Annotated in this window: 25 protein-coding genes and 1 tRNA gene; 20 read left to right on the plus strand and 6 right to left on the minus strand. The window is 43.8% G+C overall.

The window, feature by feature from the left end; translation table 11 throughout:
- Positions 1-61: 61 nt before the first annotated feature.
- The 9 genes from SGLY_RS08415 to SGLY_RS08455 all read left to right on the plus strand — a co-directional run bounded on the left by SGLY_RS08415 (position 62) and on the right by SGLY_RS08455 (position 11,033).
- Positions 62-2,050 carry a bifunctional 4-hydroxy-3-methylbut-2-enyl diphosphate reductase/30S ribosomal protein S1 gene (locus SGLY_RS08415; RefSeq protein ID WP_013624857.1) on the plus strand — a complete coding sequence of 663 codons (1,989 nt, stop codon included), beginning with the start codon at positions 62-64 and terminating at the stop codon, positions 2,048-2,050.
- Between the two features lie 90 nt (positions 2,051-2,140).
- On the plus strand, positions 2,141-3,301 hold the full coding sequence (ftsW, locus tag SGLY_RS08420) for a putative lipid II flippase FtsW (RefSeq protein WP_013624858.1): 1,161 nt from the start codon (positions 2,141-2,143) through the stop codon (positions 3,299-3,301).
- A 5-nt stretch (positions 3,302-3,306) separates the two neighbouring features.
- A complete protein-coding gene (locus SGLY_RS08425; protein ID WP_041444750.1) occupies positions 3,307-4,635 on the plus strand; it encodes a radical SAM protein in 1,329 nt (442 codons plus the stop codon).
- Positions 4,628-5,959 (plus strand): ribosome biogenesis GTPase Der, encoded by a 1,332-nt coding sequence (der, locus tag SGLY_RS08430; protein WP_013624860.1) that lies wholly within the window; start codon positions 4,628-4,630, stop codon positions 5,957-5,959. The genes SGLY_RS08425 and der overlap by 8 nt, the downstream gene beginning before the upstream one ends.
- Positions 5,959-6,567, plus strand: coding sequence for a glycerol-3-phosphate 1-O-acyltransferase PlsY (gene plsY, locus SGLY_RS08435; RefSeq protein ID WP_013624861.1), 609 nt, complete (start codon positions 5,959-5,961; stop codon positions 6,565-6,567). The genes der and plsY overlap by 1 nt, the downstream gene beginning before the upstream one ends.
- Before the next feature lie 4 nt (positions 6,568-6,571).
- Positions 6,572-7,582 carry an NAD(P)H-dependent glycerol-3-phosphate dehydrogenase gene (locus tag SGLY_RS08440; protein ID WP_013624862.1) on the plus strand — a complete coding sequence of 337 codons (1,011 nt, stop codon included), beginning with the start codon at positions 6,572-6,574 and terminating at the stop codon, positions 7,580-7,582.
- A gap of 174 nt (positions 7,583-7,756) precedes the next feature.
- Positions 7,757-9,241: a stage IV sporulation protein A gene (gene spoIVA / locus SGLY_RS08445; protein WP_013624863.1), complete on the plus strand. Its 1,485-nt coding sequence runs from the start codon at positions 7,757-7,759 to the stop codon at positions 9,239-9,241.
- 157 nt (positions 9,242-9,398) lie between these two features.
- Positions 9,399-9,845: an ACT domain-containing protein gene (locus SGLY_RS08450; RefSeq protein WP_013624864.1), complete on the plus strand. Its 447-nt coding sequence runs from the start codon at positions 9,399-9,401 to the stop codon at positions 9,843-9,845.
- A gap of 207 nt (positions 9,846-10,052) precedes the next feature.
- Positions 10,053-11,033, plus strand: a complete 981-nt coding sequence (locus SGLY_RS08455; RefSeq protein ID WP_013624866.1) for a magnesium transporter CorA family protein — start codon at positions 10,053-10,055, stop codon at positions 11,031-11,033.
- Positions 11,034-11,183: 150 nt separating this feature from the next.
- Here the strand turns inward: SGLY_RS08455 and SGLY_RS08460 are convergent, their stop codons facing one another.
- The 3 genes from SGLY_RS08460 to SGLY_RS08470 form a co-directional block, all read right to left on the minus strand.
- The gene (locus SGLY_RS08460) at positions 11,184-11,723 is read right to left on the minus strand and encodes a GNAT family N-acetyltransferase (protein ID WP_013624867.1); all 540 of its coding nucleotides are present in this window, start codon (positions 11,721-11,723) and stop codon (positions 11,184-11,186) included.
- Between the two features lie 229 nt (positions 11,724-11,952).
- Positions 11,953-12,030, minus strand: a tRNA-Pro gene (locus tag SGLY_RS08465).
- A 119-nt stretch (positions 12,031-12,149) separates the two neighbouring features.
- Positions 12,150-12,500 carry a hypothetical protein gene (locus SGLY_RS08470; protein ID WP_013624868.1) on the minus strand — a complete coding sequence of 117 codons (351 nt, stop codon included), beginning with the start codon at positions 12,498-12,500 and terminating at the stop codon, positions 12,150-12,152.
- A gap of 163 nt (positions 12,501-12,663) precedes the next feature.
- On the opposite strand from SGLY_RS08470, the gene SGLY_RS08475 reads away from it, so the two are divergent.
- On the plus strand, positions 12,664-13,467 hold the full coding sequence (locus SGLY_RS08475; protein WP_013624869.1) for a TIGR00266 family protein: 804 nt from the start codon (positions 12,664-12,666) through the stop codon (positions 13,465-13,467).
- A gap of 211 nt (positions 13,468-13,678) precedes the next feature.
- The gene (locus SGLY_RS17125; protein ID WP_013624870.1) at positions 13,679-15,670 is read left to right on the plus strand and encodes a sensor domain-containing diguanylate cyclase/phosphohydrolase; all 1,992 of its coding nucleotides are present in this window, start codon (positions 13,679-13,681) and stop codon (positions 15,668-15,670) included.
- On the opposite strand, the gene corA is transcribed toward SGLY_RS17125, so the two are convergent.
- The gene (gene corA, locus SGLY_RS08485; RefSeq protein ID WP_013624871.1) at positions 15,665-16,627 is read right to left on the minus strand and encodes a magnesium/cobalt transporter CorA; all 963 of its coding nucleotides are present in this window, start codon (positions 16,625-16,627) and stop codon (positions 15,665-15,667) included. The two genes, SGLY_RS17125 and corA, sit on opposite strands and share 6 nt — an antisense overlap.
- 78 nt (positions 16,628-16,705) lie before the next feature.
- Positions 16,706-17,335, minus strand: a complete 630-nt coding sequence (locus tag SGLY_RS08490; protein ID WP_013624872.1) for a CDGSH iron-sulfur domain-containing protein — start codon at positions 17,333-17,335, stop codon at positions 16,706-16,708.
- A 122-nt stretch (positions 17,336-17,457) separates the two neighbouring features.
- Here SGLY_RS08490 and SGLY_RS08495 point away from each other — a divergent pair, with 122 nt between their 5' ends.
- The 9 genes from SGLY_RS08495 (at position 17,458) to SGLY_RS08535 (ending at position 23,877) form a co-directional block, all read left to right on the plus strand.
- Complete coding sequence (locus SGLY_RS08495) at positions 17,458-17,796, plus strand: toprim domain-containing protein (RefSeq protein ID WP_013624873.1); 339 nt, start codon at positions 17,458-17,460, stop codon at positions 17,794-17,796.
- A gap of 107 nt (positions 17,797-17,903) precedes the next feature.
- Positions 17,904-18,638 carry a polyprenyl synthetase family protein gene (locus tag SGLY_RS08500; protein WP_013624874.1) on the plus strand — a complete coding sequence of 245 codons (735 nt, stop codon included), beginning with the start codon at positions 17,904-17,906 and terminating at the stop codon, positions 18,636-18,638.
- A 50-nt stretch (positions 18,639-18,688) separates the two neighbouring features.
- The gene (locus tag SGLY_RS08505) at positions 18,689-19,546 is read left to right on the plus strand and encodes a UbiA-like polyprenyltransferase (protein WP_013624875.1); all 858 of its coding nucleotides are present in this window, start codon (positions 18,689-18,691) and stop codon (positions 19,544-19,546) included.
- Positions 19,547-19,601: 55 nt separating this feature from the next.
- Entirely contained in the window at positions 19,602-20,366 is a 765-nt protein-coding gene (gene tatC, locus SGLY_RS08510; protein ID WP_013624876.1) for a twin-arginine translocase subunit TatC, read from the plus strand.
- A gap of 13 nt (positions 20,367-20,379) precedes the next feature.
- Positions 20,380-20,760, plus strand: a complete 381-nt coding sequence (locus SGLY_RS08515; RefSeq protein WP_013624877.1) for a Sec-independent protein translocase subunit TatA/TatB — start codon at positions 20,380-20,382, stop codon at positions 20,758-20,760.
- Positions 20,761-20,765: 5 nt separating this feature from the next.
- Positions 20,766-21,734 carry a polyprenyl synthetase family protein gene (locus tag SGLY_RS08520; protein WP_013624878.1) on the plus strand — a complete coding sequence of 323 codons (969 nt, stop codon included), beginning with the start codon at positions 20,766-20,768 and terminating at the stop codon, positions 21,732-21,734.
- Between the two features lie 166 nt (positions 21,735-21,900).
- Positions 21,901-22,692, plus strand: a complete 792-nt coding sequence (locus SGLY_RS08525; protein ID WP_013624879.1) for an SDH family Clp fold serine proteinase — start codon at positions 21,901-21,903, stop codon at positions 22,690-22,692.
- Between the two features lie 73 nt (positions 22,693-22,765).
- A complete protein-coding gene (gene tatA, locus SGLY_RS08530; protein WP_013624880.1) occupies positions 22,766-22,975 on the plus strand; it encodes a twin-arginine translocase TatA/TatE family subunit in 210 nt (69 codons plus the stop codon).
- 161 nt (positions 22,976-23,136) lie between these two features.
- Positions 23,137-23,877 (plus strand): SDR family NAD(P)-dependent oxidoreductase, encoded by a 741-nt coding sequence (locus SGLY_RS08535; RefSeq protein WP_013624881.1) that lies wholly within the window; start codon positions 23,137-23,139, stop codon positions 23,875-23,877.
- 203 nt (positions 23,878-24,080) lie between these two features.
- Here SGLY_RS08535 and SGLY_RS08540 read toward each other — a convergent pair whose 3' ends face one another.
- Complete coding sequence (locus tag SGLY_RS08540; RefSeq protein WP_013624882.1) at positions 24,081-24,638, minus strand: epoxyqueuosine reductase QueH; 558 nt, start codon at positions 24,636-24,638, stop codon at positions 24,081-24,083.
- Positions 24,639-24,684: the final 46 nt, after the last annotated feature.

The raw sequence follows: 24,684 nt of genomic DNA on the forward strand, positions 1-24,684 counted from the left end.
CAGGATTTTTTTGTTTGCTTAGCGAATCTTAATGTTTAGGTTTTAAAGGAGGTCAGCATAATTGGAAATCATCCGGGCAGATAAAGCAGGTTTCTGTTTTGGGGTCAAAAGAGCCATTGAAATGGCCGCAAAGGCCTCGAAAAACGGAGATGCAGCATCACTCGGCCCGCTCATTCATAACCAGCAGGTGGTCGATTATCTTACCGGGCAAGGAATTCAAGTCATCGATTCTATTGAAGAGCTTCAGCCGGGTGCCCAGCTGATTATCAGGTCACACGGGATTGCGCCTGCAGGCTATGAGTCTGCAGCCCATAAAAATATTCCGCTAATCGACGCAACCTGCCCTTTTGTGCAGAAAGCCCAAAGATTAGCGGCAGAGGCATCGAAAAGCAATATGCTGATTGTGGTAGGGGACCGCAATCATCCTGAGGTTCAGGGAATACTCGGTTGGGCCGGGAGCCATTCCCGGGTAGTTGAAACCTTGGAAGAAGCCCAGCGCTTATCTTTCTTTTCCAAGCTTGCTGTTTTAGCCCAGACTACCCTGCCCAGGAGCACTTTTCTGGAGATTGTGGAGGAACTGAAGAGCCATACGGAGCAACTGATCATTTATGATACAATTTGCAACGCAACATCGGAACGTCAGGATTCGGCGGCAGAAGTTTCCGAAAGGGCGGATCTGATGATTGTCGTGGGTGGAAGGCACAGTTCAAACACACGGAAATTGGAATCCATTTGCGGCAAAAAATGCCCTACGCATTTAATTGAAACAGCAGACGAATTGCAACAAATCTGGTTTGCAGATGTCCGCAAGGCGGGCTTAACCGCCGGGGCGTCTACGCCGGATTGGATTATTGAGGAGGTTTATAAAAGAATGTCGGAAATACTTGAAAACAAAGACAATGAAGAAACCATGGAGAATTTTGAAGGCAGTCTCCCTGAATTATATAGAGGGGCATTGGTCAAAGGCACCGTTGTGAAGATGACTCATGATGAAGTTTACGTGGATATTTCATGGAAGTCCGAAGGGGTGATTCCGCAGGGAGAACTGTCCGCTGTCAGGGGGACCCGTCCGGAAGAAGTGGTCAAGCTTGGGGATGAAATCGAAGTCGTTGTCCTGAGACTGGAAAATGAAGATGGTCATCCGGTCCTGTCCAAGCGGAGGGCTAACGAAATTAAAGCCAGAGAAGTGCTGGCAAAAGCTGCGGAAACCAAAGAAGAGATTCAGGCGGTAGCTGTTGAAGTTGTCAAGGGGGGACTGCTTGTTGACCTTGGCATGCGCGGTTTTGTGCCCGCTTCCCAGATTCAGCCTGATTTTGTTGCTGATCTCAACCAGTTTGTCGGTCAGACGTTAAGACTCAGAATCATTGAATTTGATGAAGGGAAGAAAAAACTCGTTCTGTCCCAGAAGGCGATTCTGGCTGAGGAAAGAGAACAGGAAAAGGAAAAGCTCTTTGCGACCATCAAAGAAGGCGATGTTGTTCAGGGCGTCGTACGCAGATTGACGGACTTTGGGGCCTTTATTGATCTGGGCGGTGTCGATGGTCTCCTGCATGTTTCGGATATGGCTTTTTCCAGAGTCAGCAACCCTTCGGATATTGTCAATATCGGTGATGAAGTTGAGGTTCAAATCATTTCTGTTGATCAGTCCAAAGGAAGAATATCCCTGGGACTGAAGCAATTGAAAACAAATCCCTGGGACCAGGCCGGTACCAAATATCCCGTCGGCTCGACGGTTCAGGCTAAAGTCGTCCGGATCGCTGTTTTTGGAGCTTTTGTTCAACTGGAAGACGGGATAGACGCTCTGATCCATATTTCTCAGCTTGCCGACCGCCGTGTGGGTAAAGTCGATGAAGTTGTTAAAATCGGCGATGTCATTGAAGCCAAGATTATTGAATGTAAACCCGAAGAGAAAAGAATCAGTCTCAGTATACGGGAGCTTATTGCTGATAAACAGAATGCTGATGCTCAGGAAGATTTGGAAAATCAACCTGAAATCAAAGAGGTTACCATAGGTGAAGCCGTGTTATCCGCAGATGAAAACGAACAATAGTCTTAAATTTCGACTGATGCGGCTTCTTGCTTGGGCAAGAAGCCTTTGTGTGTAAGATGTTTTTCAGTGCTTTGATGACAGGAGGCAGTTATGGTCAGTTTTAAGAAACCAAACAAACCTGATTTCATTTTGCTTTTTACGGCATTAAGCATTTTAGCAATAGGGTTAATCATGGTTTTAAGTGCAAGTTCGGTGCTGGCCTTTAACAAAGAAGACAATTCCTATCACTATTTTTTTCTGCAGCTACGCTGGGCGTCACTGGGTATGATCGCTGCTGGAGCAGCTTTGGTCATCCCCTACAGGCACTTGAAAAAATTCGCGGGAGCGGGAGTGATCGTCAGTATATTTTTGTTAATTCTGGTTGAACTGACCGCTGACCCGGTAAAAGGATCGGCCCGCTGGCTTGAACTGGGGTTCTTTTCCGTGCAGCCCTCGGAAATCGCCAAATTAACTCTGATCATTTTTTTTGCCTATGTTCTGGCAAAATACCCTGTAAAAACAGCGAAGGACTTGATCATTCCGGGAAGCTTTATGCTGGTTGTTCTATTCCTTGTCTATAAGCAGCCTGATCTGGGCACGGCGATAGTGATTGCCGCTTCTTGCGGGGCAATGCTGCTGTTGACCGAACTGCCCACTCTTTATTTTGTTACGGTTATTCCGCCTGTTTCCATCATCATGTATATCCTGATCAGAACCACAGAATATCAATGGGAGCGTGTGATTGGCTGGCTTCATCCCTGGGAGAATGCGGGCAAGCTCGGATATCAGCTCGTACAGGCCCAAATTGCTTTTGGCTCGGGAGGCTTATTTGGGATTGGCATAGGCAGAAGTGTGCAAAAGTATGGCTTTCTTCCCGAAAACTATACCGATACAATCTTTGCCATGATCGGAGAAGAATTTGGTTTTTTCGGTACGGTTTTTGTCGTCGGCTTATTTATGCTGCTCATTGCCAGGGGCTATATCATTTCTAAAGAGTGTCCGGATAAGTTCGGAAGATTTTTAGGGTTCGGACTGACTACGGTACTGGCGATTCAGACTGTAGTTAATCTTTGTGTTGTCACGGGTTTGAGCCCGGTTACAGGGATTACGCTTCCTTTGATTTCCTATGGGGGCAGCTCACTGATCATCACGATGCTTGAGATCGGGATACTTTTGAATATCTCCTGCTACAGGGAGAACAAACAGGCAGTAAGGAACATCAATCCTAAAGGTAAATTTCGGCCCGGTGATTCTTTCAGCTCAAGGGGATGAATAGCATGAATAACTATCTGACTGTCTCCTCCGTCCGCAGTGGCAGTATTGCTTCAGAAATGGAGATTGAACCGGGTGACCGGATCCTTCATATTAATGGAAGCTTCATTGACGATATTCTGGATTTCCAATACCAAATTGCCGATGAACAATTTACCGTCTTTATTCAGAAGATAAATGGAGAGATATGGGAGCTTGACATCGAAAAAGAACCGGGAGAGGATTTGGGGATCGAGTTAGGGCAGGTCAGTGCTCAGGGGTTGAAAAGGTGCCGGAACAACTGTGTCTTTTGTTTTGTCAGGCAGATGCCCCAAGGTCTCCGCAAATCACTTTATGACAAGGATGACGATTACAGACTGTCCGTAACCCAGGGGTCTTATATTACTTTATCCAACCTGACAGAGAAGGATTTTCTCAGAATCCTCCGCCTGCATATCAGTCCTTTATATCTTTCCGTCCATGCCTGGAATCCTGCGGCAAGGAAAAAGCTGATGAAAAATTCCCGGGCCGCACTGCTTCCCGAACAAATCCAGCGCCTGGTTGAGGGGCGCATAACCTTGCATACCCAAATCGTTCTTGTTCCCGGTTATAATGACGGGGAGATATTATGGGATACGGTCAATCACCTGGCGGAGCTATATCCTTCAGTGCAGTCTGTCGGTGTGGTCCCGGTAGGGTTAACCAAATTCAGGGAAGGGCTTCCTCTTTTGCGGACTGTTACCCGGAAGGAGGCGGAGATGATTCTGGAAGAAGGCACAAAGCTCCAGGAGACCCTCAGACAGAGGACAGGCAAAAGCTTAGTTTATTTTTCGGATGAATTTTACGTTTTGGCCGGAAAAAAATTTCCGGACAGAAAACTCTATGATGATTTTCCTCAGATTGAAAACGGCATTGGGATGGCCAGTAAATTCCAAAGCGAATTAGCAAAATTATGGAGTCAAATTCCGCCTAAAATAGCTGGGAAAAGAATACATTTAATTACCGGAGTATCTGCGGCGTCTTTTTTTCGTTCGCTTGCTGCGGATTTGAGTTTTGTGCAAGGGCTTGAGCTCATTGTTCATGAAATCAAAAATGTTTTTTTCGGGGAAACGGTTACTGTTGCGGGACTTCTCACCGCAGGGGATATTGCCGGGCAGGTGGGCAATATAGAGGGTGAAGAATTTTTGGTTCCCCGGGTCATGCTCAAAGCCGACTGTCATCTGTTTTTGGATGATTATGATATCAAATGGCTAGAAAGGAAAATTAACGGAAAAGCTGTTATAGTAGAAAATAAAGGACTGTCTTTCTTGCAGGCAATATTCGGACGTGATTTTGGAGGTGCAGATAATGAGTAGACCGGTAGTAGCAATTGTTGGGCGACCTAATGTGGGAAAATCAACACTTTTTAATAGAGTTGTGGGCCGGATGATCGCGATTGTGGAAAATACTCCGGGGGTGACAAGGGACAGATTGTATTTTGAGGCTCAGTGGCTCAACCGCAATTTTACCCTGATCGATACAGGAGGAATTGAATTCAAGGACCAAAGCACACCGTTGTCTTCCTTGATGAAGCAGCAGGCAGAAATTGCCGTGGAAGAGGCGGATGTTGTGGTATTTGTTCTGGACGGCAAAACCAAGGCCACTGTGGAAGATGAGATGGTGGCCAAATTTCTGCGCAGCTCGGGGAAACCGGTGGTTTTGGTTGTCAACAAGGTTGAGAATTTTAAGAATTACGAAGTGGAATCCTATGAATATCTTGAGCTGGGTTTTGGGGAGCCAATCCCGGTTTCGGCGGCCCATGGGATGAATATCGGGGACATGCTGGACAAAGTAGTGGAGAACTTGCCCGAGGATGACAGTGAAGACGTTTCACCCGATGTGATTAAGATTGCCGTGATCGGCAGGCCGAACGTCGGCAAATCCTCGCTGGTCAATAAAATGGTGGGAGAGGAGCGGGTGATTGTCAGCGATATTGCCGGAACGACCCGTGATGCCATTGATACTCCTTTCCGGTTTGAAGACCGGGATTACGTATTAATCGATACCGCCGGGATCAGACGAAGAAAAAAAATTGCCGAGCTTACCGAGAATTACAGTGTCATCCGCTCTTTCAGGGCGATTGACAGGGCGGATGTCGTGCTGATGATGCTTGACGCCGTGGAAGGAGTAACCGACCAGGATAAACGGATAGCGGGATATGCTCATGAAGCGGGTAAAGCAATCATATTAGTGATCAATAAGTGGGATCTGATTGAGAAGGATGACAAAACCATCAACCGGTTTGAACGGGACATTAGAGAGGAACTGGCTTTTATGGCTTATGCCCCAACTCAGTTTATTTCGGCCAAGACCGGTCAAAGAGTGCATAAGATCATAGAGCTGGTAGATTTTGTGGCCGAGCAAAATTGCCACCGGATACTCACCAGCACCTTAAACAATGAGCTTCGGGAATGGCTTTATCTAAATCCTCCTCCAAGCGACAAGGGAAAACGCCTGAAGATCCTTTATGCTACGCAAAGGGAAGTCAAGCCCCCCACTTTTATTTTCTTTGTCAATGATCCGGAGCTGATGCATTTTTCTTATCAAAGGTATTTAGAAAATCAATTGCGGAAAACTTTTGGATTTGAGGGGTCTCCCATAAAAATGATCGTACGGAGAAATAAAGAGGAGAAAGAATGATGATGGTGCCTTATCTGGAGTATACAGTATTTTTAGCGGCATATCTGTCAGGCACAATTCCCTTTGCTTTTCTGATCGGCAAATACAAAAAAATCGATGTGCGCAACCACGGAAGCGGTAATATAGGAGCGACCAATGCGCTGAGAGTATTAGGCAAAAGGGCCGGAGCCACAGTAATGGTTTGTGATATCTTAAAAGGGACGCTGGCGGCCTATCTTTGCAGTTTGTTTTTTGGTCCATGGGGAGGGCTGACAGGGGGCTTATTAGCCATGGCGGGACATAGCTGGAACCCTTTTTTTGGCTTTAAGCCAAGCGGCAAGGGCGTTGCGACAGGCTGTGGAGCATTGATCATTCTTATGCCTGAGGTCATGCTGATCAGCGGGACAGTATTTTTTGTCGTGACAATGGTCAGCCGGATGGTATCCCTGGCTTCCATTCTGGGATCAGCCACAGCTTTGATCATGTCGATGGTCTTTCCTGAGCCTTTGCCGTTCAGACTGTTCACCCTGATTGGGGCAAGCCTGGTTTTTGTCAGACACCGGGCGAATATCAAGAGGATCATTGATGGGACGGAGTCTCGAATTGGCTGTAACAAAGAAAAGGAGTGAGCGAATGGTTAAAACGGCGGTTTACGGATCAGGGAGCTGGGGTACGGCAATTGCCAGTGTTTTAGCCGGTGCCGGTCATCATACATATCTCATCGGCAGGCATTCCGATGAAATCGAGTTAATGCGTAGAAAAAGAGAAAATGTGCATTATCTGCCGGGAGTCTTTTTACCTGATAATATTTTGCCGACGACGGATTTGACGAAGCTGGAGGCTGACGCAGTTTTCATCTGTGTTCCTTCTCATGCTGTGAGGGAAGGGGCCAGACGGATCAAGCCTTATCTGAAACAGGACTGTATTATCGTCAATACGGCCAAGGGCTTGGAAGAGGGGACTCATCTCAGGCTATCGGAAGTATTGGCCGAGGAGCTGCCTTTAATGCCGCTTGCTGTCCTCTCCGGGCCCAGCCATGCCGAGGAAGTGGGCCGAAATATGCCGACAGCCGTTGTTGTCTCAGCCAGTGATAAGCAAACTGCGGAACGTGTTCAGGACCTGATCATGACTCCGATGTTCAGAGTATATGTAAACTTAGATCTGGTCGGAGTAGAGCTCGGCGGAGCCTTAAAGAACATTATTGCTTTATGCTCCGGAGCGGCTGAAGGGATGAATACCAGGGATAATGCGAAAGCGGCTCTCATGACCAGAGGATTGGCTGAAATAACCAGACTTGGGGTAGCGCTCGGTGCGGATCCTTTGACCTTTTCAGGTCTCTCCGGTCTGGGAGACCTGATTGTGACCTGTACCAGTCAACACAGCCGTAACCTGAGGGCCGGAAGGGCATTGGGTGCGGGAAAGCCCCTTGATCAAGTGTTGAAGGAAGTAGGCATGGTGGTGGAAGGAGTCAGGACAACGAAATCCGCTTATGAGTTAAGCAGGAAAATCGGCATATCGATGCCCATCACAGAGCAGGCCTTCAAGGTCCTGTTTGAGGGAGCCAATCCTGATAAAGCCATTGCCAATTTGATGATGCGGGGAAAGAAGCATGAATATGAACCTCTGGTTTCATTTGAGAGTTAGCGCCGCGAGGCGCTTTTTTTTTATTAATTCCTAAATATTTTGGTCTAAATAATCTTTTTGAAAAATATAAATATATTGCTTGAAGTGCTAGTCCTGTTTAAGTTTTTACCATACATGTATCTCATCAAGGAGAGGTCCTTTGGAGGGCTGCACGCAAAAAGGGAGGGAAAGGCAATGCAAAATTATGACATCTTCAGCGACATTGCTGAAAGAACGGGGGGGGATATTTATTTCGGAGTAGTGGGTCCTGTCAGAACCGGAAAATCCACATTTATCAAAAGATTTATGGAGCTTTTGGTTTTGCCCAATATTGCCAATGTTTTTGAACGGGAAAGAGCAAGGGATGAACTTCCTCAAAGCGGAGCAGGCAAAAGGATCACGACGACAGAACCAAAATTTATTCCTTCGGAAGCAGTGGAAGTAATCATTAAAGATACGATCAAGATGAATGTACGTTTGGTCGATTGCGTAGGCTATGCGGTGGATGGGGCGATAGGCTATGAGGACGGAGAAGATGATCAGCCCAGAATGATCCATACTCCCTGGAGTGATGAGGCAATTCCATTTGAAGAAGCGGCTGAGCTCGGCACCAGAAAAGTGATCACTGATCATTCGACGTTAGGAATCGTGCTGACCACCGATGGATCTATTTCTGAAATACCCCGCGAAAGTTATGTGGAAGCAGAACAGAGAGTCGTCGCGGAGCTTCAGGAAATCGGCAAACCCTTTATCATTATTTTAAATACAACGAGGCCGTTTGCGGAAAATACGCTGGAACTCTGCCGTTCTCTCGGGGAAAATTATCAGGTGCCTGTTATTCCTGTGGACTGCATGGAAATAAACATCAGTGACATTACGCAGATTCTGGAAGAGATCCTTTATGAATTCCCTGTGGATGAAGTCAATATCGAGCTGCCCAAGTGGGTGGAAGAGCTGGAACACAGCAACAGAGTGAGGGTAAGCTTTGATGAATCCATCCAAAATGCGGTTTCCGAAATCAAACGAATCAGAGACATTGATCATGCCCTGGATATTTTAAATGAATCGTCTTATGCGAAAGAGGTCATTCTCAAACAAACCGACCTGGGAACAGGAAAAGCGGAAATTGAGATTTTTACCGACCCTGAGCTATATAAAGAAATTCTTGAAGAACTGACCGGGATCTCAATTGAAGGCGAACATACCATCATGAGAATGATCATGGACTACAGCAAAGCCAAGAAAGAGTGGGATAAACTGTCGAAGGCTTTTGAAGAGGTTCAGATAAACGGTTATGGCGTTGTTACCCCTCAGTTGGAGGAAATGTTCCTGGAAGAACCGGAGCTTGTGAAATCAGGGGGGCATTACGGGATTAAACTGAAAGCCAGCGCCCCGTCACTGCATATCCTGCGGGCGGATGTCACGACAGAAATCACACCGCTCATCGGTACGGAAAAACAAGCTGAAGAACTGGTGAAATATATTCTTGATGAATTTGAAGAGGATCCGAAAAAAGTGTGGAACTCTAATATTTTTGGCAAATCATTGCATGACCTGGTCAGGGAAGGGATACAAAACAAGCTTTATAAGGTTCCCGAGAACGTTCAGGTCAAACTTCAGGATACCTTGCAGCGGATCGTAAATGACGGGCATGGCGGACTGATTTGCATAATCATTTAATGAAAAAGAATAATCTTTAAATCAAAAAAATTCATTCATCATAAAAACGGAGATGTCTATCAGGCATCTCTTTTTTCTTTGAGCAGTTTGCTGTTGTCAATTTGCCGTGAGGAAGCTTATAATACAGATTAGGATCAGTTTTAAGAGGAGAAATCGCGTGTCGAACAAAAAAAAGGATTTTCTGCTTGTAAATAAGGATATTTTACCGGAAGCGATTCTGAAGACAGCTCAGGCCAAGGAGTTGCTGGCGAAATTTGATGTTCTGACGGTAAATGAGGCCTGTGAGCGGGTCGAGATGAGCAGAAGCGCATTTTATAAATATAAAGACGGTGTTTTTCCTTTCTATGAAGCGGGTAAAGGAAGGATCATCACCCTTGCCCTTATTCTGGTGGACAAGGCAGGTATCTTATCCAATGTTCTTAATGATATCGCTTCGGTCGGGGGTAATGTCCTGACGATTAATCAGGGTATTCCTTTGCAGGGGATTGCAAATGTTTCTATTGCCATTGAAACAGAAGCAATGGAAGAGAGCGTGGAAAGCCTGCTTTCTCATTTAAGCGAGCTGGATGGGGTGCGAAAAATAGAATTAATCTCAAAAAGCTGAGAGAAAGGGATGGGAGGCAATACCTCATGGAAACAGAACCCGATGGTCGGCATATGATAATCAATTATAGTTACTTAACCGGAAACAGTGATTCGACAATAATAAATAGTAATTTTACAGAGGCATTGGTCTCGGGAACAACAGACAGGTCTTTGCCATAGGAATAAACACCGCATACCCCTCTGTAAAAATTACGGAGGGATAATTATGGCTGTAAAGAAGCTCACTCACACTAAACAAGGCATGAAGCCGGTGCCGCCGCACTCAGAAGTCAAACAGATTGATTTCCAGGGCCTGAAATGGATCGATATTGTTAAGCCCACCAAAAGGCATATCAATATGCTGAAAGAACAGTTCGACTTTCATGAACTGCTTCTGGAAGACTGTATGACGGAACATCAGAGATCAAAGGTGGATGACTTTGATGAGTATTGTTTCATTGTTCTGCATTTTCCGAGATACCGAAAAGAAACAGTGACGATGGAAACTGAAGAAGTCGATATCTTTTTGGGACCGAATTACCTGATTACTCTGCATGAAGGGGAATTGAAGCCACTGGTCGGCTTTTTTCATCTCTGTTTTTCCCAGGAAAGGGCTAAAGCTGAGTATATGAGCAAAGGTTCAGCTCTGCTCCTTTACGAAGTAACCAAGCGTCTTTTCGATTATTGTTTTCCGATGCTTGATAAAATTGATATTCTGTTAAGCGATATCAACAGGGAGGTTTTTAAAAACAGTTCGAAAAGCATGCTGCAGACCATTGCCAGAACCAAGATGCAGATCATCAATTACCGGAGGGTAATCAAACCGTTGCGGCCTGTGATCCTCATGCTGGAGAAGGTCATCAAAAAATATTTACCGGAAGATATGGATATCTATTTTGACGACATCACGGACAAAATGGAAAAGATCTGGGATATGCTGGAGAACAGCAAGGAAGTGATTGAATCCATGGATGAAACCTTCAGCGCCCTGACTAATCAGAGGATCAATAATCTTCTCCGGACATTCACAATCCTGCAGGTCCTGACCCTGCCGATGATCGTGGTAGGCGGCCTGTTTTCCATGAATGTAGATGGTATTCCCCTGCATGAATATTCCAGCGCTTTCTGGATCGTTTTTGGGATGATTATGCTTCCGACCGGTGTTGGGGCGGGAATCATGTTTTGGAACAGGAAGAAATGGTTTTGATGATATTGCTTATCTTGCGGGGTAGTCTAATCGAATAAATTTTTTACTATTTGGCAAACTGTATACTTCTTTATTTCTCCGATTTTTATCATCTTGATTTTTTATTTGATGCCATGATTTTCTTGTCCGTTTGTCATGTCATTTGCCTCGCTAAAAAGCTTTCCATTCTCTAAGGGTAACACAGGTCACATGCAATGTATTAATTACATTTATTAGCGGCCATTTTTTATCTTTTTCAGTATGATGAAATTTAAAACCGCATTTTTCCTGTACTCTTTTTGACTTTTCGTTGCCATCAAAATATCCGCACCAAAGGGTAGTTAGGCCAAGTTCGTCAAAAGCATGCCGCATAAGCTCACACACCGCTTCCGGGATAAGCCCTTGACCCCAGTAGGGTACACCAATCCAGTATCCGATTTCCGCTTGATCATTGCCGATATCCAGATTACTTTTGTTGCCGATCATCAGTCCAATGCTTCCTATTGCGTTATCGTTTTTCTTTATCGTTACAGCGTAGGTTTCATTCAAAGAAAGAACCTCTCGAATAATTTGCAGACTGTTCTCTACACTGGTATGAACCGGCCACCCCGCAATGGGCCCAATAAGAGGATCTTTTGCATATTCGTACAAGCTTTCCGCGTCTGTTTCTTTCCATGGGCGCAAAACCAGCCTGTTTGTTTCCAGTATCATTGTCATCACCTCGAAAATTTGGAGTAAAGGTAAAACAAGATATGTAACTCTCTTATCTATCATATCATATTTACCATTCTTTTCCGATAGTAAACCCTCCGCCAATCAAAAAACCACTTCCCCCTCAGAGTAGCAGTACTCCTGGGCAAGTGGTCTATTTAACATGGGATTCTACGGATATCTTTGGCCAAAAGGTAAAAAATCCTTCAAACCCTTGATAATACTGAATTGGTCGGAGCGACAAGACTTGAACTTGCGGCCTCTACCACCCCAAGGTAGCGCTCTAGCCAAACTGAGCTACGCCCCGACAAAAAATACTTATATAACTTAGCATACGATGGCCAAAAAATCAAGTATCTTTATTCGTTTACAAGCAATTATGTATCAGAACAAAGCAAAAATTTCCGGACCGCCGGATCAGATAGGTTACTGAGATTCTTTCAGGGCGTTTTTCACGTTGTCGATAGTAAGACCATATTTGGTCAGTTCGGACTGAGAATCCTTCAGATAGGCTTCCACTTGTTCTCTGTCCATGCCTTTTAATTTCTCAACAAGAGTATTTAAAGCCTGCTCGGATGACTGCTCCATAACCTGAGACTGGATTTTGGATGATAAAGAATCAAATGATGGTGTCCCCTTGGACAGATGGAAAAAAACAATAAGTCCGATTAAAATCAAAGCTAAAATGAGAACCAGCTTAATTATGGATTTAAAAAACTTAAAGGCAAAAAATACGGCAATAATGATAACCAGTATTGGCCATAGATCATTGATCATGAAAAATCCTCCATTTAATTCATTTTAACATATTATAGCAAAAAAATCGGATAAAGATGAAGTGCGGATAAGAAACGTCGGTGAAGTATTCCTGAAATTACTTGGAGGATTTTTTTTATTAGTATGGAATGTTAGTAAAAATATTTAATGGGGGTACACCGATATGGCTAGAGCACATGAAGTGGATTATCAAATATTTGGTGATGATATGCAGTTTGTTGAGGTCGAGCTGGACCCAAGTGAGAGTGTGGTTGCGGAAGCGGGAGCACTGATGTATATGGAGCCGGGCATCCGGATGGAGACGATTTTCGGTGACGGCAGTTCCAATCAGGGAAGCGGCTTAATGGGCAAGCTGCTGGGGGCCGGTAAAAGGGTCCTGACCGGAGAAAGTCTCTTTATGACGGTCTTTACAAACAGCGGATCGGGTAAAGGGCATGTATCTTTTGCCGCTCCTTTTCCCGGCAAAATTATCCCGGTAGACTTAACCAATTATAATGGCAAGCTGATTTGTCAAAAGGATGCTTTTCTCTGTGCGGCTAAGGGGGTCTCGATAGGAATTGAATTCACCAAAAAACTGGGCGCCGGCTTTTTTGGCGGTGAAGGCTTTATTATGCAGAGGCTTGAGGGGGACGGGATGTCCTTTTTGCATGCCGGCGGAACAATTGTGGAGAAGGTCCTTCAGCCTGGTGAAACGTTGCGTGTTGACACCGGCTGTCTGGTCGCGATGACCGGGCAGGTTGCCTATGATATCCAGTTTGTAGGCGGGATTAAAACTGCCTTCTTTGGCGGAGAGGGGTTGTTTTTCGCCACTGTAAGCGGTCCCGGCAGGGTCTGGCTGCAATCCCTGCCTTTCAGCAGATTGGCGGACAGGATCATTGCCTCGGCGCCAAGAGCAGGGGGATCCTCCAGGGAACAGGGGAGTGTTCTCGGTGTATTGGGAAACCTGATTGATGGAGACAATCGATAAAGTTTGATGGATTGATCTGGTTAAACAAGCAGCCAAATCGCAATATAAGAATTTGCCAATACCTGATTATTTGGTGTCCTGGATAAAACTTTCTGTTGTTTTCTGAATATTTAATATATAATAAATATTAATATATTAAAGTATAGGTAGCAACTCGGATTGTAAAAATCATGTCAAGTGAAACAAATTCTTACGATGAGGAGTTACTGATATGGATATAGATAAAAGGAATCAAACAGAAAGCGGAAATCAAATCGCGAACCGAAAGTCAGCGCATGGAAATCCGGATAATTGGGCTTTGGATCGGATGAAGAACCGGCAGGCTGTTTATGAATATGAGGATCTTTCCATACAGGATAGCCAATTGGTCAAATGCGATATCTTCTTAAACGTAGATGAAAATTTATTGAATCATGTTTGCGAATTGGAAAGAGGGGCTAAAATCAATACTTGTTTATACAAAGTTCTTTTGGATTATTCAAGTGACCCGATTTTTTGTCTTGACCAAACAGGAAGATTTATTTATGTAAATATTGCTTTTTCTGTTCCCCGACTGAGCGATGATGTGATCGGAAAGAAAATATGGGATGTATTTCCCGGGGAAGAAGGCCTTCCCGATTTTGATCTGATGAAAAGTGTTTTTCGGACAGGGAAAATGAAAGTTGTGGAAGTTCACGCTCAACGCAATGATTCCTTGTCTTATTTTATGACCTCGATTAACCCGATAAAGGATTCCTGCGGTGAGGTCATTATGATTATGTGCATTTCCAAAGACATCACAGACCGCAAGCTGGCTGAAGAAGCGTTAAAAGAAAGAGAGTACCTGTTGCGCGAATCACAAAAGGCAGCCCATATTGGCAGCTATGTGTATGATCTTAAAACCGAAATCTGGAAAGGCTCGGATGAACTCGATCTGATCTATGGAATTGATCAAGAGTATCCCCGTACTTACCAAGGATGGCTGCGAATCATCCATCCGGATTTTCTGACTGAAGTTTCAGCGTATTTTAAGAAAGTGGAAAAAGATAAAAGTCCTTTTCATTATGAATATAAAATTATTCGCCCCAGCGATTCAAGCGAACGGTGGGTACAGGACATCAGGAAATGGGAATTTGATGAAAATGCCGAAGCAACAAGAATGTTCGGAACTGTTCAGGATGTTACGGACCGCAAAAAGGTGGAGAAGGAAATTGTATTTCTCAGTTATCACGATAAATTGACCGGTCTTTATAACAGACGATTTTATGAAGAAGAAATTAAAAGAATGGATACGGAAAATAATCTTCCGATCTCCATTATCATGGGGGATGTAAACGGACTTAAACTGGTCAACGATGCTTTTGGCCATGATAAAGGGGACGAGCTGTTGTTAAAATGTGCGGCAGCGTTAAAAAAGGCCTGTTGCCAGAATGAAATCATTGTTCGTTTGGGCGGAGATGAATTTCTAGTCCTTTTGCCCAGGACAGAAGGTGAAGAGGCAAAACAGGTGATCGATCGCATCAAGAGCCATTATGCCAAGGAAAGTGTCAATGGGCTCAGTATCAGTATTTCTTTTGGTTCGGACACGAAAAGAAGACCGGAAGAAGATATTTTCAAAATCCAAAAGAATGCTGAAGACTATATGTATAATCTGAAAATTATTGAAAAGGAAAGTATGCGGGGGAAAATCATAAAAAGTCTGGTCGATACTTTCTACGGGGAGAATAGGAGAGAAGAGCTTCATGCCAAAAGGGTCAGTGAAATCAGCTCAAGTATTGGGAAAGCGATAGGCCTTTCCCCCAATAGGATCAAGCAGCTGGAAATGGCCGGAATGCTTCACGATATCGGGAAAATCGCTTTGGACAGCAGGATTCTCAATAAGCAGGAAGCCCTTACCGAACAGGAAAAAGATGAATTAAAGAGACACCCTGATATTGGTTACCGGATTTTGAGTTCGTCTTATGACATGCTGGATTTGGCGGATTATGTCTATGCCCATCATGAAAAGTGGGACGGGTCGGGTTATCCCAAGGGACTGAAAGGGGAAAAAATCCCCTTAATATCCAGGATTATCGCGATTGCCGAAAGCTATGATGTTCTGACCAATCCTGTATCATACAAGTCATGTTTAAGCAGTCTTCAGGCCATCGAAGAATTAAAACAGAAATCGGGAACGGATTTCGACCCGGAAATTGTGAAAATATTCGTGGAAAAAATATTATGAATCGAACCATCCCTTGCGTTTAAACCAGAAGTACATCAGAATCCCAATCACCAGCATGACCAGCAGGATGATGTAATACCCGTACTTCCACTGAAGCTCCGGCATGTTGCTGAAATTCATCCCGTAAATACCGGCGATAAAGGTCAGAGGGATAAAGATCGTCGTAATGACAGTGAGCAGCATCATATTGTTGTTCATCCGGTTGGTATTGACGGAAAGAAAACTGTCACGCAGATCTGCGGTCATTTCCCGGCTCGATTCAATCATTTCCACTATTTTTAAGAGATGATCATAAATGTCTGAAAAATAGATTTTATGATTGATGTGATGATTATTCAGGTGTTCGGAATTGAGGATTCTGTAAACGAGATCCCGCATGGAAATGACCAGTCTTCTTAACCGTAAAAGCTTTCCTCTGATCTCAAAGACCTCATTGATCAGAATATGGATGGATTTGTTCTGGACAGTATTATCTAAATCCGAAAGGTAATCTTCGATTTCATTGACAGCGGGGAAAAACTGATCAACGATTTTATCCATAAGCTTGTGGGTCACAAAGATAGGGCCTTTTTCCCACTCTTTATCTTCAGAGGTGATCCTGTCCCAGGTTATCTGTACTTCGTTGGAGTGTTGTTTATGATGAGTGACAATGAAATGGTCTCCCTCGAACAGGGCGATTTCTTTCGGCTCTAAAGTAGCTTGGTCTAAAGCGTTGAGAATGATGAAATTGTAGTTATCATAGTAATCCAGCTTTGGTTTATCGATTGAATTGAGGCAGTCTTCAACAGCCAGGTGATGAAAATGAAAAAAACTATCCAGAAGCTTATTCTCCTCTTCATTGGGAGAATCGAAATCTACCCAATACCAGGATAAATCCGTCTTTCTTTCAGTTAACTGGCTCATGGCAGAAATATTAATGATTTTGTAATCGGTTGACAGGGCAAAAATTCTGATCATATTGACCTCTATTAATCATCTATTAATCATCAATGATATCGATAAATCAATTCAGCAATCGAAATGAACAAAAGAAATTCAATCCGCCCTGAAATGGTTTTGGATATGGGAGCCGTCACAATAAGGAGAATTTTTCGTATGCCCGCAGCGGCAAAGACAAAAATGTTCAGGATCTGCCGGGGGCGAGTCGATGTCACCTTGTAATTCGACATTCCCCTCGACATTTAAAGGACCGTTTTTGATGATGGTAATTTTGGAGAACTGACTGTTCTCTTCACTTGGCCGCTTTCCTTCCAGAGTATAACTTAATGCTCCTGAAGGACATTTTTTTATTGCCTCAATAATTTTTTGCGGATCGGCGCCATTAGGGTTGATCCAGGGCTGATTGCTGAGGTCAAAAACGGAAGGAAGGGTATTGAGACATATTGCGGAATGGGCGCATATACTTAAATCAAAGTGAACAGTAATGTTTTCACCCAGGTATGTATTGATTTTACTTGGAATCCGGTCGGCTTTTTTTCGGCCTTGAAAATTAATTTCCCTATGGGCGCCGTCACAATAAGGTTTGGCCTTTGATGCGCCGCAGCGGCAGAGAGTAATGACAGGGCCTGTAGCAAAGGAATCGCCCTTACTGTTTTCCAGAGAGTCCAGGTTATGGACAAGATAAGGACCGTTTTGAGTAAAAGTAATGATCGTCTTTTTGTTCATTTTTGTTCTCCTTATTGTTTCCCTATTCTTATAAGTATACAATAACAAAGAAGTGATTTGGAAATCATTAAGGAGAGATACTATAATAAATCTAAAAATACAATGCTATGGGGTGCTGAATATTGTCGGACTACCCGAAGAAAGCCATTATTGTTGAAGGGAAAACGGACAAGGCACGTATTTTAAAAGTCCTGGATGAAAAAATAGATATTATCTGTACTTTTGGCACAATCAATATGGAAAAACTTGAACATCTGATTGACCTTGAGCGATACCAGGATATCTACGTTTGGGCAGATGCGGATGAAGCCGGAAAAGAGCTGCGGCGAAAAATCAAAATTGTCTATCCTCAGGTCAGAGACTTATACACGCAAAAAAAATACAGAGAGGTTGCTGCGACTCCTCTTGATGTATTGGCTCAAATCTTGGATAAGGCCCATTTCTCAGTGAAAAAGATCTAAGAAAAGCGCTTTTTTCCAATAAAAATATCTCTGTAATATTGTAATTGTTGATGAATAATGTAAAATACTATTTGGGAATGAGGATTGTGATTTAGGGGGAAGGATCATTGACAGCTATACAAGGTTTCCATCAACAACTGGAAACTCTTCATGCCCACATGAACAGTGAGATACGTTTTAAAAACGCCAAATTAGAAGAATTGGTCGAGCTTTCTTTAAATGACCTGGAATTGAATTTATGTCCTGCCGTGGTTTTTGCCGTGACTCGAGCCTTGCAGAAAGAAGAGCTGAAGATGCTTTCTTTAGCGTCCTTGTTCCAATATATTTTTTTGGCGGATAAAATACACCGTCTTGTCACTGATGGTGATCTCCCGGAGCAGGCCAGACAATATCCCATCCTTGTCGGTGACTACCTCTTTGGACAGACATTCCTTAAACTGTGCGAAAAGGATCTTCATCCCTATTTACGTGAATTTACCGGGCTAATAGAGACGATGAACGAGGGAGTCATTCATCGCTGGTCCCTCAAAGAGAAACAGATGACTTTAGAGGAGTATAAACATATTTTAAGTAAGGAAAGAGCTTCCGTGACGAAGCTTGCAGCCGGAATAACCGCGGAGCTTAACGGCGCTGAAGAGTCCGTTAAAGATCAGCTGGAATCTTTCGGCTATCATATCGGCATGGCCTGGGCTTTTAGTGAAGAGGGACAGGGCTATGCGGTGATCAATACATATTTGGATCAAGCCCGGGCGGATATGGAGTGTTTATCCGGGAGGTGCTTGGTAGAACCATTGGATCAGTTGTATCAATATGTTCAGGGAAACTTAATCCGCAATAATTGAGGTCAATTTCATGCAATACAGTGATAAGCTTCAGTATAAGAGGAGATAAAATGGGCAAGGTTAAAGTTTTTTTAGAAATGATCAAGTTTGAACACACCATCTTTGCTTTGCCTTTCGCTTATCTTGGCGCTTTTCTTGCCTCCGGGGGAGTTCCAAACGGATATCAGCTCCTCTGGATTACATTGGCGATGGTGGGGGCCCGGACGGCAGCAATGTCTTTGAACAGGGTGATCGATCGGTTTATTGATGCCAGGAATCCCCGGACAGTACAGAGGGCTATTCCGGCTGGCCTGCTTGGAGTAAGAGAAGTATATTATACGATCGTACTTTCTTTTCTATTATTGGGTTTTTCAGCGTATCAGCTGAATATGCTGGCGTTTAAACTGATGCCCTTGGCCGTTTTTGTCCTGGTCCTTTATTCTTATACAAAAAGATTTACCTGGTTATGTCACTTATTTCTGGGGTTGGCCCTGGGTATGGCTCCAGTAGGGGCATGGGTGGGAATAACAGGGGCGTTGGCTTTGCTGCCGGTAACAATGGGTCTTGGCGTCATGTTCTGGGTTGCCGGTTTTGATATTATTTATGCCTGTCAGGATGCCGAGTTTGACAAAATAGAAGGGCTCTATTCCATACCTTCTGTATTTGGTTTAAAAAATGCTTTGTGGGTTTCCATATTATTCCACGTCATTGCTCTGGTCCTGTTTATTCTTTTAGGCATGATGGATCCAATCTTGGGAAAGATATATTATTTGGGTGTTCTGGCCGCCGCCGTTCTTTTATTCCGGCAGCATAAAATCGTATCTTCATCCGACTTATCAAAAATCGGGGTGGCGTTTTTTAATTTAAATGCTTATTTAAGTGTAGAATTGTTTGTTTTTGCGTTTTTAGATTTGGTAATCATCCATTAACCGTGGTAGAATAGTTCATACTAATGAGTATCGGTGTGAGAGGAAGTGTAACTGGATGCGGCGCAGAAGACACCAGGTAGAAGATATGCCGCTTTTGGAACACCTGAAAGCGCTTCGCAAAGTATTACTGATCTCTGCTTACGCAATTGCAATAGGAACCGCTCTGGGCTGGTTTGCCAGTGACCTTGTTTATCGCTTTTTAGCAGAACCGGTTGTGGAAATAGGCAATGTCGATTTTATTACCACAACACCAATGGAACCCGTCATGGTCAAACTCAAAGTTTCAGTTATTGTTGGTATAATCATCGCAGCACCGGTTCTTTTTTGGCAGATATGGAGCTTCCTGCTTCCGGCTTTGAAAAAAAATGAACGGAAATACTTGTATTTTATGGTTCCTTCTTCTGTTCTGCTTTTTCTAGGAGGCGCGGCGTTTTGCTTTTTTGTCGTCCTGCCGGTAGGCTTGCGATTTCTTCTTTCTGCCGGAGGCGGATCGTTGGATGTTACCCCTCTTCTTTCTAAATCAGCCTATCTTGATTTTATCATTACTTTGTTTTTAAGTTTCGGTCTGGTATTCCAAATGCCGATTATCCTTCTTCTTTTAATCAAGCTGGGTTATTTATCACCGAAGACTTTGGCAAAGTACAGAAAATATGCCTTTTTGACGATAATTGTTATTGCTGTGGTTATTTCACCGACTCCTGATCTGATGACCCAGATGCTCATGGCCCTTCCGATGTACTTCCTGTACGAGATCAGTATCTGGTTAGGTATCCTGATTGGAAGGAAGAAGAAAAAAACTGAAGCTGCGGCTGAGCAATAGGGGGGGAAAGAAAATGGGCTTAACTGAAATCTTGCTTATCCTGTTTGTGGCTCTGGTTGTGTTTGGCCCGGAAGATCTTCCTGATGTCGCAAGGGCATTGGGGAAGATCGTCTATCAGATCCGTAAGTATTCGGCTGAAATTACCAGAGAAATACAAGAAAGCTATGAGGCGCCGGCCAAAGCCATTAATGAAGCCATTAAGGGTGATTCCCCCGGAAATCAAGTTGCCTCCGATGATCCGGTAATCCCCATTAATGATCAAAATCAAGAAGAACTTTTAACCTATGAAGACGAGGGAAACAAGGCCAAGCAGGAAAATAAGGAATCGGATAATCCTTTGGCGGATCTTCCCCCAGATATGGTATTATCCTCAAAAGAAGACACAAGCAGGTGAAAACCTTGAAGCATAAACGGCTATTCAGTGAAATAAAAGCAGATTTGACAAAAGTGGAGAAAGAGCTGGATAAACTTTTGGCGGTTGATGATCCTATCCTGTCTAAGACCTGTGTTTATTTGCTCCAAGCAGGGGGTAAAAGAATGCGTCCAGGCTTTACTTTGCTTTCGGGCAGGTTTTTTAACTATGATTTCAAGAAAATTTTACCCGTGGCAATGGCGATTGAGCTGATTCATATGGCAACTCTGGTCCATGATGATGTTGTGGACGCTTCTCTGACCAGACGGGGCAGACCGACCTTAGCCGCCGGCTGGGGAAATACCGTTTCAGTGGCCACAGGGGATTTCCTTTTTGCCAAAGCGTTAGAAATGATCGGGAAAATAGATGATCCCGGTGTGGCTAAGATCTTAGCCGATGTCAGCGTGGAGATGTGCCAGGGTGAGATTCAGCAGATTTGGAGCGCTTTTGACGTCAAGCAGAATTTCAAGCAATACTATTACAGGATTCGCCGCAAGACCGCTCTGCTGATCGGGTTAAGCTGCAGGCTCGGGGCCATGGTTTCTGATGGCAGCCTGAGACATATGTGGTTGCTGGAGACCTATGGACATTGCCTGGGGATAGCCTTTCAAATCATTGATGATATTCTGGACATTATCGCCGATCCTGACGAAATGGGGAAACCTGTCGGCGGGGATATTCGTCAGGGGATCATGACACTCCCCATGATTTATGCGCTTCAGAGTTCCGGGCACAGGGAACGCTTGGGTCAGCTGCTGGCTCTGAAGAATAAAAAGGAAGCCCAGGTCCAGGAGGTTATCCATATGATTAAAAACTCTGATGGGATTGAACGGTCGAGAACAGTTGTGGATAAATATATTAATAAAGCCTTAAAGCATTTAGAGGAACTTCCAAAGATTCCCGCTAAGAAAGCGCTGAGGGAATTGGCTGTTTTTGTGGGGGAAAGAAGTTACTGAGTTTCCGGAGAAAGCAAAAAAGAAGGATCGATAAGCTGCCTGTAATGGTTTAACATGAAGGCAGCTTTTATTCTTTTGGGATGAGGAAAACTATTTGGGAAATTATAGCAAAAGAGATCGGAACGAATACAATAATATGCATGAATAAATTATTGAGGAGCATATTATGGATGATCAAACAAGAGTTGAATTACTGAAAAAATTAGAAACTATGCGAGACTCAAAAGTAATCGTTTATTTTTCATATTCTCCTTTGGATGACCAGATTCTGATCCCCTTATATAAAGAACTGGTTGCAATCGGCAAAACTAAAAATATTGATTTATTCTTATACAGCCATGGGGGAGCAGTAGATACACCATATAAGGTTGTCATGCTGATCAGGGAGTTTTGTGAAAAATTTTCCGTTATTGTGCCCTTTTCCGCAAAATCTGCCGCTTCCATGATTGTGCTGGGTGCGGATGAGGTTGTAATGGGACCGATATCAGAATTGGGTCCGATCGATCCTTTAGTCAAGCACCCGGAATATAAAGATTTCTGGATCCCGGTTCAGGCTTTCCGCTTCTGTTTTGAGTATATTGAGGAACTCGCCTGTATCAGCAATAACCATGAAGTAACTGAAATGATCATTAAGTCCCTGCTGGCTAAGCTTGACCCCTGGCTGCTGGGTGATTATGAGAAGGCTCTGAAGGCTTCAAAGCAATATGCTGAATCATTATTGTCAAAATTTATGTTAAAAAATAATAAAGAGAGAATTAAGGAAGTAACAGAAGCGCTGACCAACAACTACTATTCACATGGTTATCCGATTTGCCGGCAGGAAGCAAAAGATCTTGGCCTGACCATAGCCGGGGCCTCAGGTGAATTATGGGATGTTATCTGGAAACTATATTTAATGTACGAAGGGATGTTTTGTAACGTAAAATGTTGCAATTTCTCACTTAGTACGTTAAAATAATTTCTTGAAGAATAATTGATTTGGTTAAAGGATAGATGTCGTTGTATCTTTATCCTGGCGGAGGTGACGAATAATGGAACCTGTATTTGGATTTGTAACTCCTACTGTTGCTATTGTACTTTTAGTCATTGCCCTGGTTATTTTTGGACCAGGCAAGCTGCCGGAATTGGGGAAGGCACTGGGAAGAGGGATAAATGAGTTCAAAAATGCAAGCGAAGACAAAAAAGAAGACCCCAAGGCGGAACCGAAACTAGAAAATAAATCTGATGAAACCAAACCATAAGCTCACAATGATTACATGATTCCAAAAATTAAGGACGTTTAGATTAAACGTCCTTAATTTTAGTGGAACTGTCTGTTTTGATCCACAATACTTTTTGATCAAAACAGAGTTTTCAAGTGCAATCAATCATTTACATATCTAATCCTAAGGAGGAAGACAAAATGGAATTACAAGGGAAAACTGCTTTGGTTACAGGCGGGGGAACCGGGATAGGGAAAGCCACTGCGTTAAGGCTGGCAAAGGAAAACATGAACATTGCAATAAATTATTCCCGTTCTGAAGAAGAAGCCCTGAAAACAAAGAAGGAAGTAGAGGCCCTCGGGGTCAAGTGTCTGGTCTATAAAGCGGATATCGCCTCTGATGCCCAGATCAAAGAAATGATCAGCGGGGTTGTCCGTGATTTTGGACGTTTGGACGTATTGGTCAATAATGCGGGCAGAACGAAATTTGTTCCGCATCCGGATCTTGAGGGAATGAAAGATGAATTTTGGGATGACATTTTTGCCGTGAATGTCAAAGGTATGTTTTTTGCCTGCAGGGCGGCGGCGGAAGAACTGCGCAAAACTAACGGGGTCATTGTGAATATTACTTCAATTGCCGGTCTTACCGGCCTGGGCAGTTCGATCGCTTATTCAGCATCGAAAGCAGCCGCCATCAGTGTGACCAAATCTCTGGCCAGGGTACTGGCCCCTGAGGTCCGGGTAATGAGTATCGCTCCCGGGATCGTTATGACAAGATGGGTGGATGGTCAGGATAAGCATATCGCCCATCTCGCCGGCAATACCCCCATGAAAAGGATTGCGGTGCCTGAAGATGTCGCCGAGCTTGTTTATGGGGTCATCGCCCATGCCGGCTTTGTGACCGGTCAGACGATCGTCGTTGACGGCGGAGCATTCATTTAGAAGGAGTCCTTGCAAATCAAGACACAAAAAGAGGAACCCTCGCGTCCGAGGGTTCCTTTGCGCAAAGTCAGAAGATAAATGTGACTGGATTTTATAATCTAGACATTTATTATCTAGAGACTCTTCACTAAAAAATTAACATGGATAAGCCTTAAAGTCAACGAAAATCAGCAAATTTGTATAGTTAACTTTTGGCTCCGTTTCTAGATTTTCCTCAAAGACTCCGGCAAAGAGTAGAGACAGCCACAGTAATTTTGCCGGTAAAAACCTTCAGCCAAAGCAATGGCCATTGTTTTTCGGAAGCCATCTTTCTTCTTGAAATTCTCGCTGAGAAAGGCTGTCCTCTGATCCAGCGCAGCGATCTCTTCTCCGGTCCTGATGATCTCAAGGCTGTTTTTGTGCGGGCTGACAGTCAAAGTTGTTGTGAATCGTTTAATCTTTAAGCTTAAGGCCAATTGGGCGGTCTTCTTCAATCTCTGCTGAAAACATATCCGGCATCGTTTCCCTCTCTCCGGCTCACTTTCCAGGCCCTTCACCGCTGCCAGCCAGTTTTGGACATCAGGCTCATCTTCGTAAAAAGGGAGATTAAGCTTTGCTGTATATGATTTCAGCTCGTTGCGGCGTTTAACATATTCATCCTCGGGCTGGATATTTGGATTATAATAGTATATAAATGGTTCATAATCCTCAGATAGTTTTTGGATAACATAGCCGGCACAGGTCGCACAGCATGCATGGACCAGGATAGTTTCCTTAGACATAGACCATACCTCCTGAACCTTATTATATGATAAAACGCCGGAAAAA

The sequence above is a fragment of the Syntrophobotulus glycolicus DSM 8271 genome (assembly GCF_000190635.1).
GTDB classification, from domain to species: Bacteria; Bacillota; Desulfitobacteriia; order Desulfitobacteriales; family Syntrophobotulaceae; genus Syntrophobotulus; species Syntrophobotulus glycolicus.

What these genes read in the sequence shown, in the direction of transcription:
- ftsW (WP_013624858.1), top strand. Translation starts at nt 2,141, where the DNA reads ATGGTCAGTTTTAAGAAACCAAACAAACCTGATTTCATTTTGCTTTTT.
- SGLY_RS08425 (WP_041444750.1), top strand. Translation starts at nt 3,307, where the DNA reads ATGAATAACTATCTGACTGTCTCCTCCGTCCGCAGTGGCAGTATTGCT.
- der (WP_013624860.1), top strand. Translation starts at nt 4,628, where the DNA reads ATGAGTAGACCGGTAGTAGCAATTGTTGGGCGACCTAATGTGGGAAAA.
- plsY (WP_013624861.1), top strand. Translation starts at nt 5,959, where the DNA reads ATGATGGTGCCTTATCTGGAGTATACAGTATTTTTAGCGGCATATCTG.
- SGLY_RS08440 (WP_013624862.1), top strand. Translation starts at nt 6,572, where the DNA reads ATGGTTAAAACGGCGGTTTACGGATCAGGGAGCTGGGGTACGGCAATT.
- spoIVA (WP_013624863.1), top strand. Translation starts at nt 7,757, where the DNA reads ATGCAAAATTATGACATCTTCAGCGACATTGCTGAAAGAACGGGGGGG.
- SGLY_RS08455 (WP_013624866.1), top strand. Translation starts at nt 10,053, where the DNA reads ATGGCTGTAAAGAAGCTCACTCACACTAAACAAGGCATGAAGCCGGTG.
- SGLY_RS08460 (WP_013624867.1), bottom strand. Translation starts at nt 11,723, where the DNA reads ATGATACTGGAAACAAACAGGCTGGTTTTGCGCCCATGGAAAGAAACA.
- SGLY_RS08470 (WP_013624868.1), bottom strand. Translation starts at nt 12,500, where the DNA reads ATGATCAATGATCTATGGCCAATACTGGTTATCATTATTGCCGTATTT.
- SGLY_RS08475 (WP_013624869.1), top strand. Translation starts at nt 12,664, where the DNA reads ATGGCTAGAGCACATGAAGTGGATTATCAAATATTTGGTGATGATATG.
- SGLY_RS17125 (WP_013624870.1), top strand. Translation starts at nt 13,679, where the DNA reads ATGGATATAGATAAAAGGAATCAAACAGAAAGCGGAAATCAAATCGCG.
- corA (WP_013624871.1), bottom strand. Translation starts at nt 16,627, where the DNA reads ATGATCAGAATTTTTGCCCTGTCAACCGATTACAAAATCATTAATATT.
- SGLY_RS08490 (WP_013624872.1), bottom strand. Translation starts at nt 17,335, where the DNA reads ATGAACAAAAAGACGATCATTACTTTTACTCAAAACGGTCCTTATCTT.
- SGLY_RS08505 (WP_013624875.1), top strand. Translation starts at nt 18,689, where the DNA reads ATGGGCAAGGTTAAAGTTTTTTTAGAAATGATCAAGTTTGAACACACC.
- tatC (WP_013624876.1), top strand. Translation starts at nt 19,602, where the DNA reads ATGCGGCGCAGAAGACACCAGGTAGAAGATATGCCGCTTTTGGAACAC.
- SGLY_RS08515 (WP_013624877.1), top strand. Translation starts at nt 20,380, where the DNA reads ATGGGCTTAACTGAAATCTTGCTTATCCTGTTTGTGGCTCTGGTTGTG.
- SGLY_RS08525 (WP_013624879.1), top strand. Translation starts at nt 21,901, where the DNA reads ATGGATGATCAAACAAGAGTTGAATTACTGAAAAAATTAGAAACTATG.
- tatA (WP_013624880.1), top strand. Translation starts at nt 22,766, where the DNA reads ATGGAACCTGTATTTGGATTTGTAACTCCTACTGTTGCTATTGTACTT.
- SGLY_RS08535 (WP_013624881.1), top strand. Translation starts at nt 23,137, where the DNA reads ATGGAATTACAAGGGAAAACTGCTTTGGTTACAGGCGGGGGAACCGGG.
- SGLY_RS08540 (WP_013624882.1), bottom strand. Translation starts at nt 24,638, where the DNA reads ATGTCTAAGGAAACTATCCTGGTCCATGCATGCTGTGCGACCTGTGCC.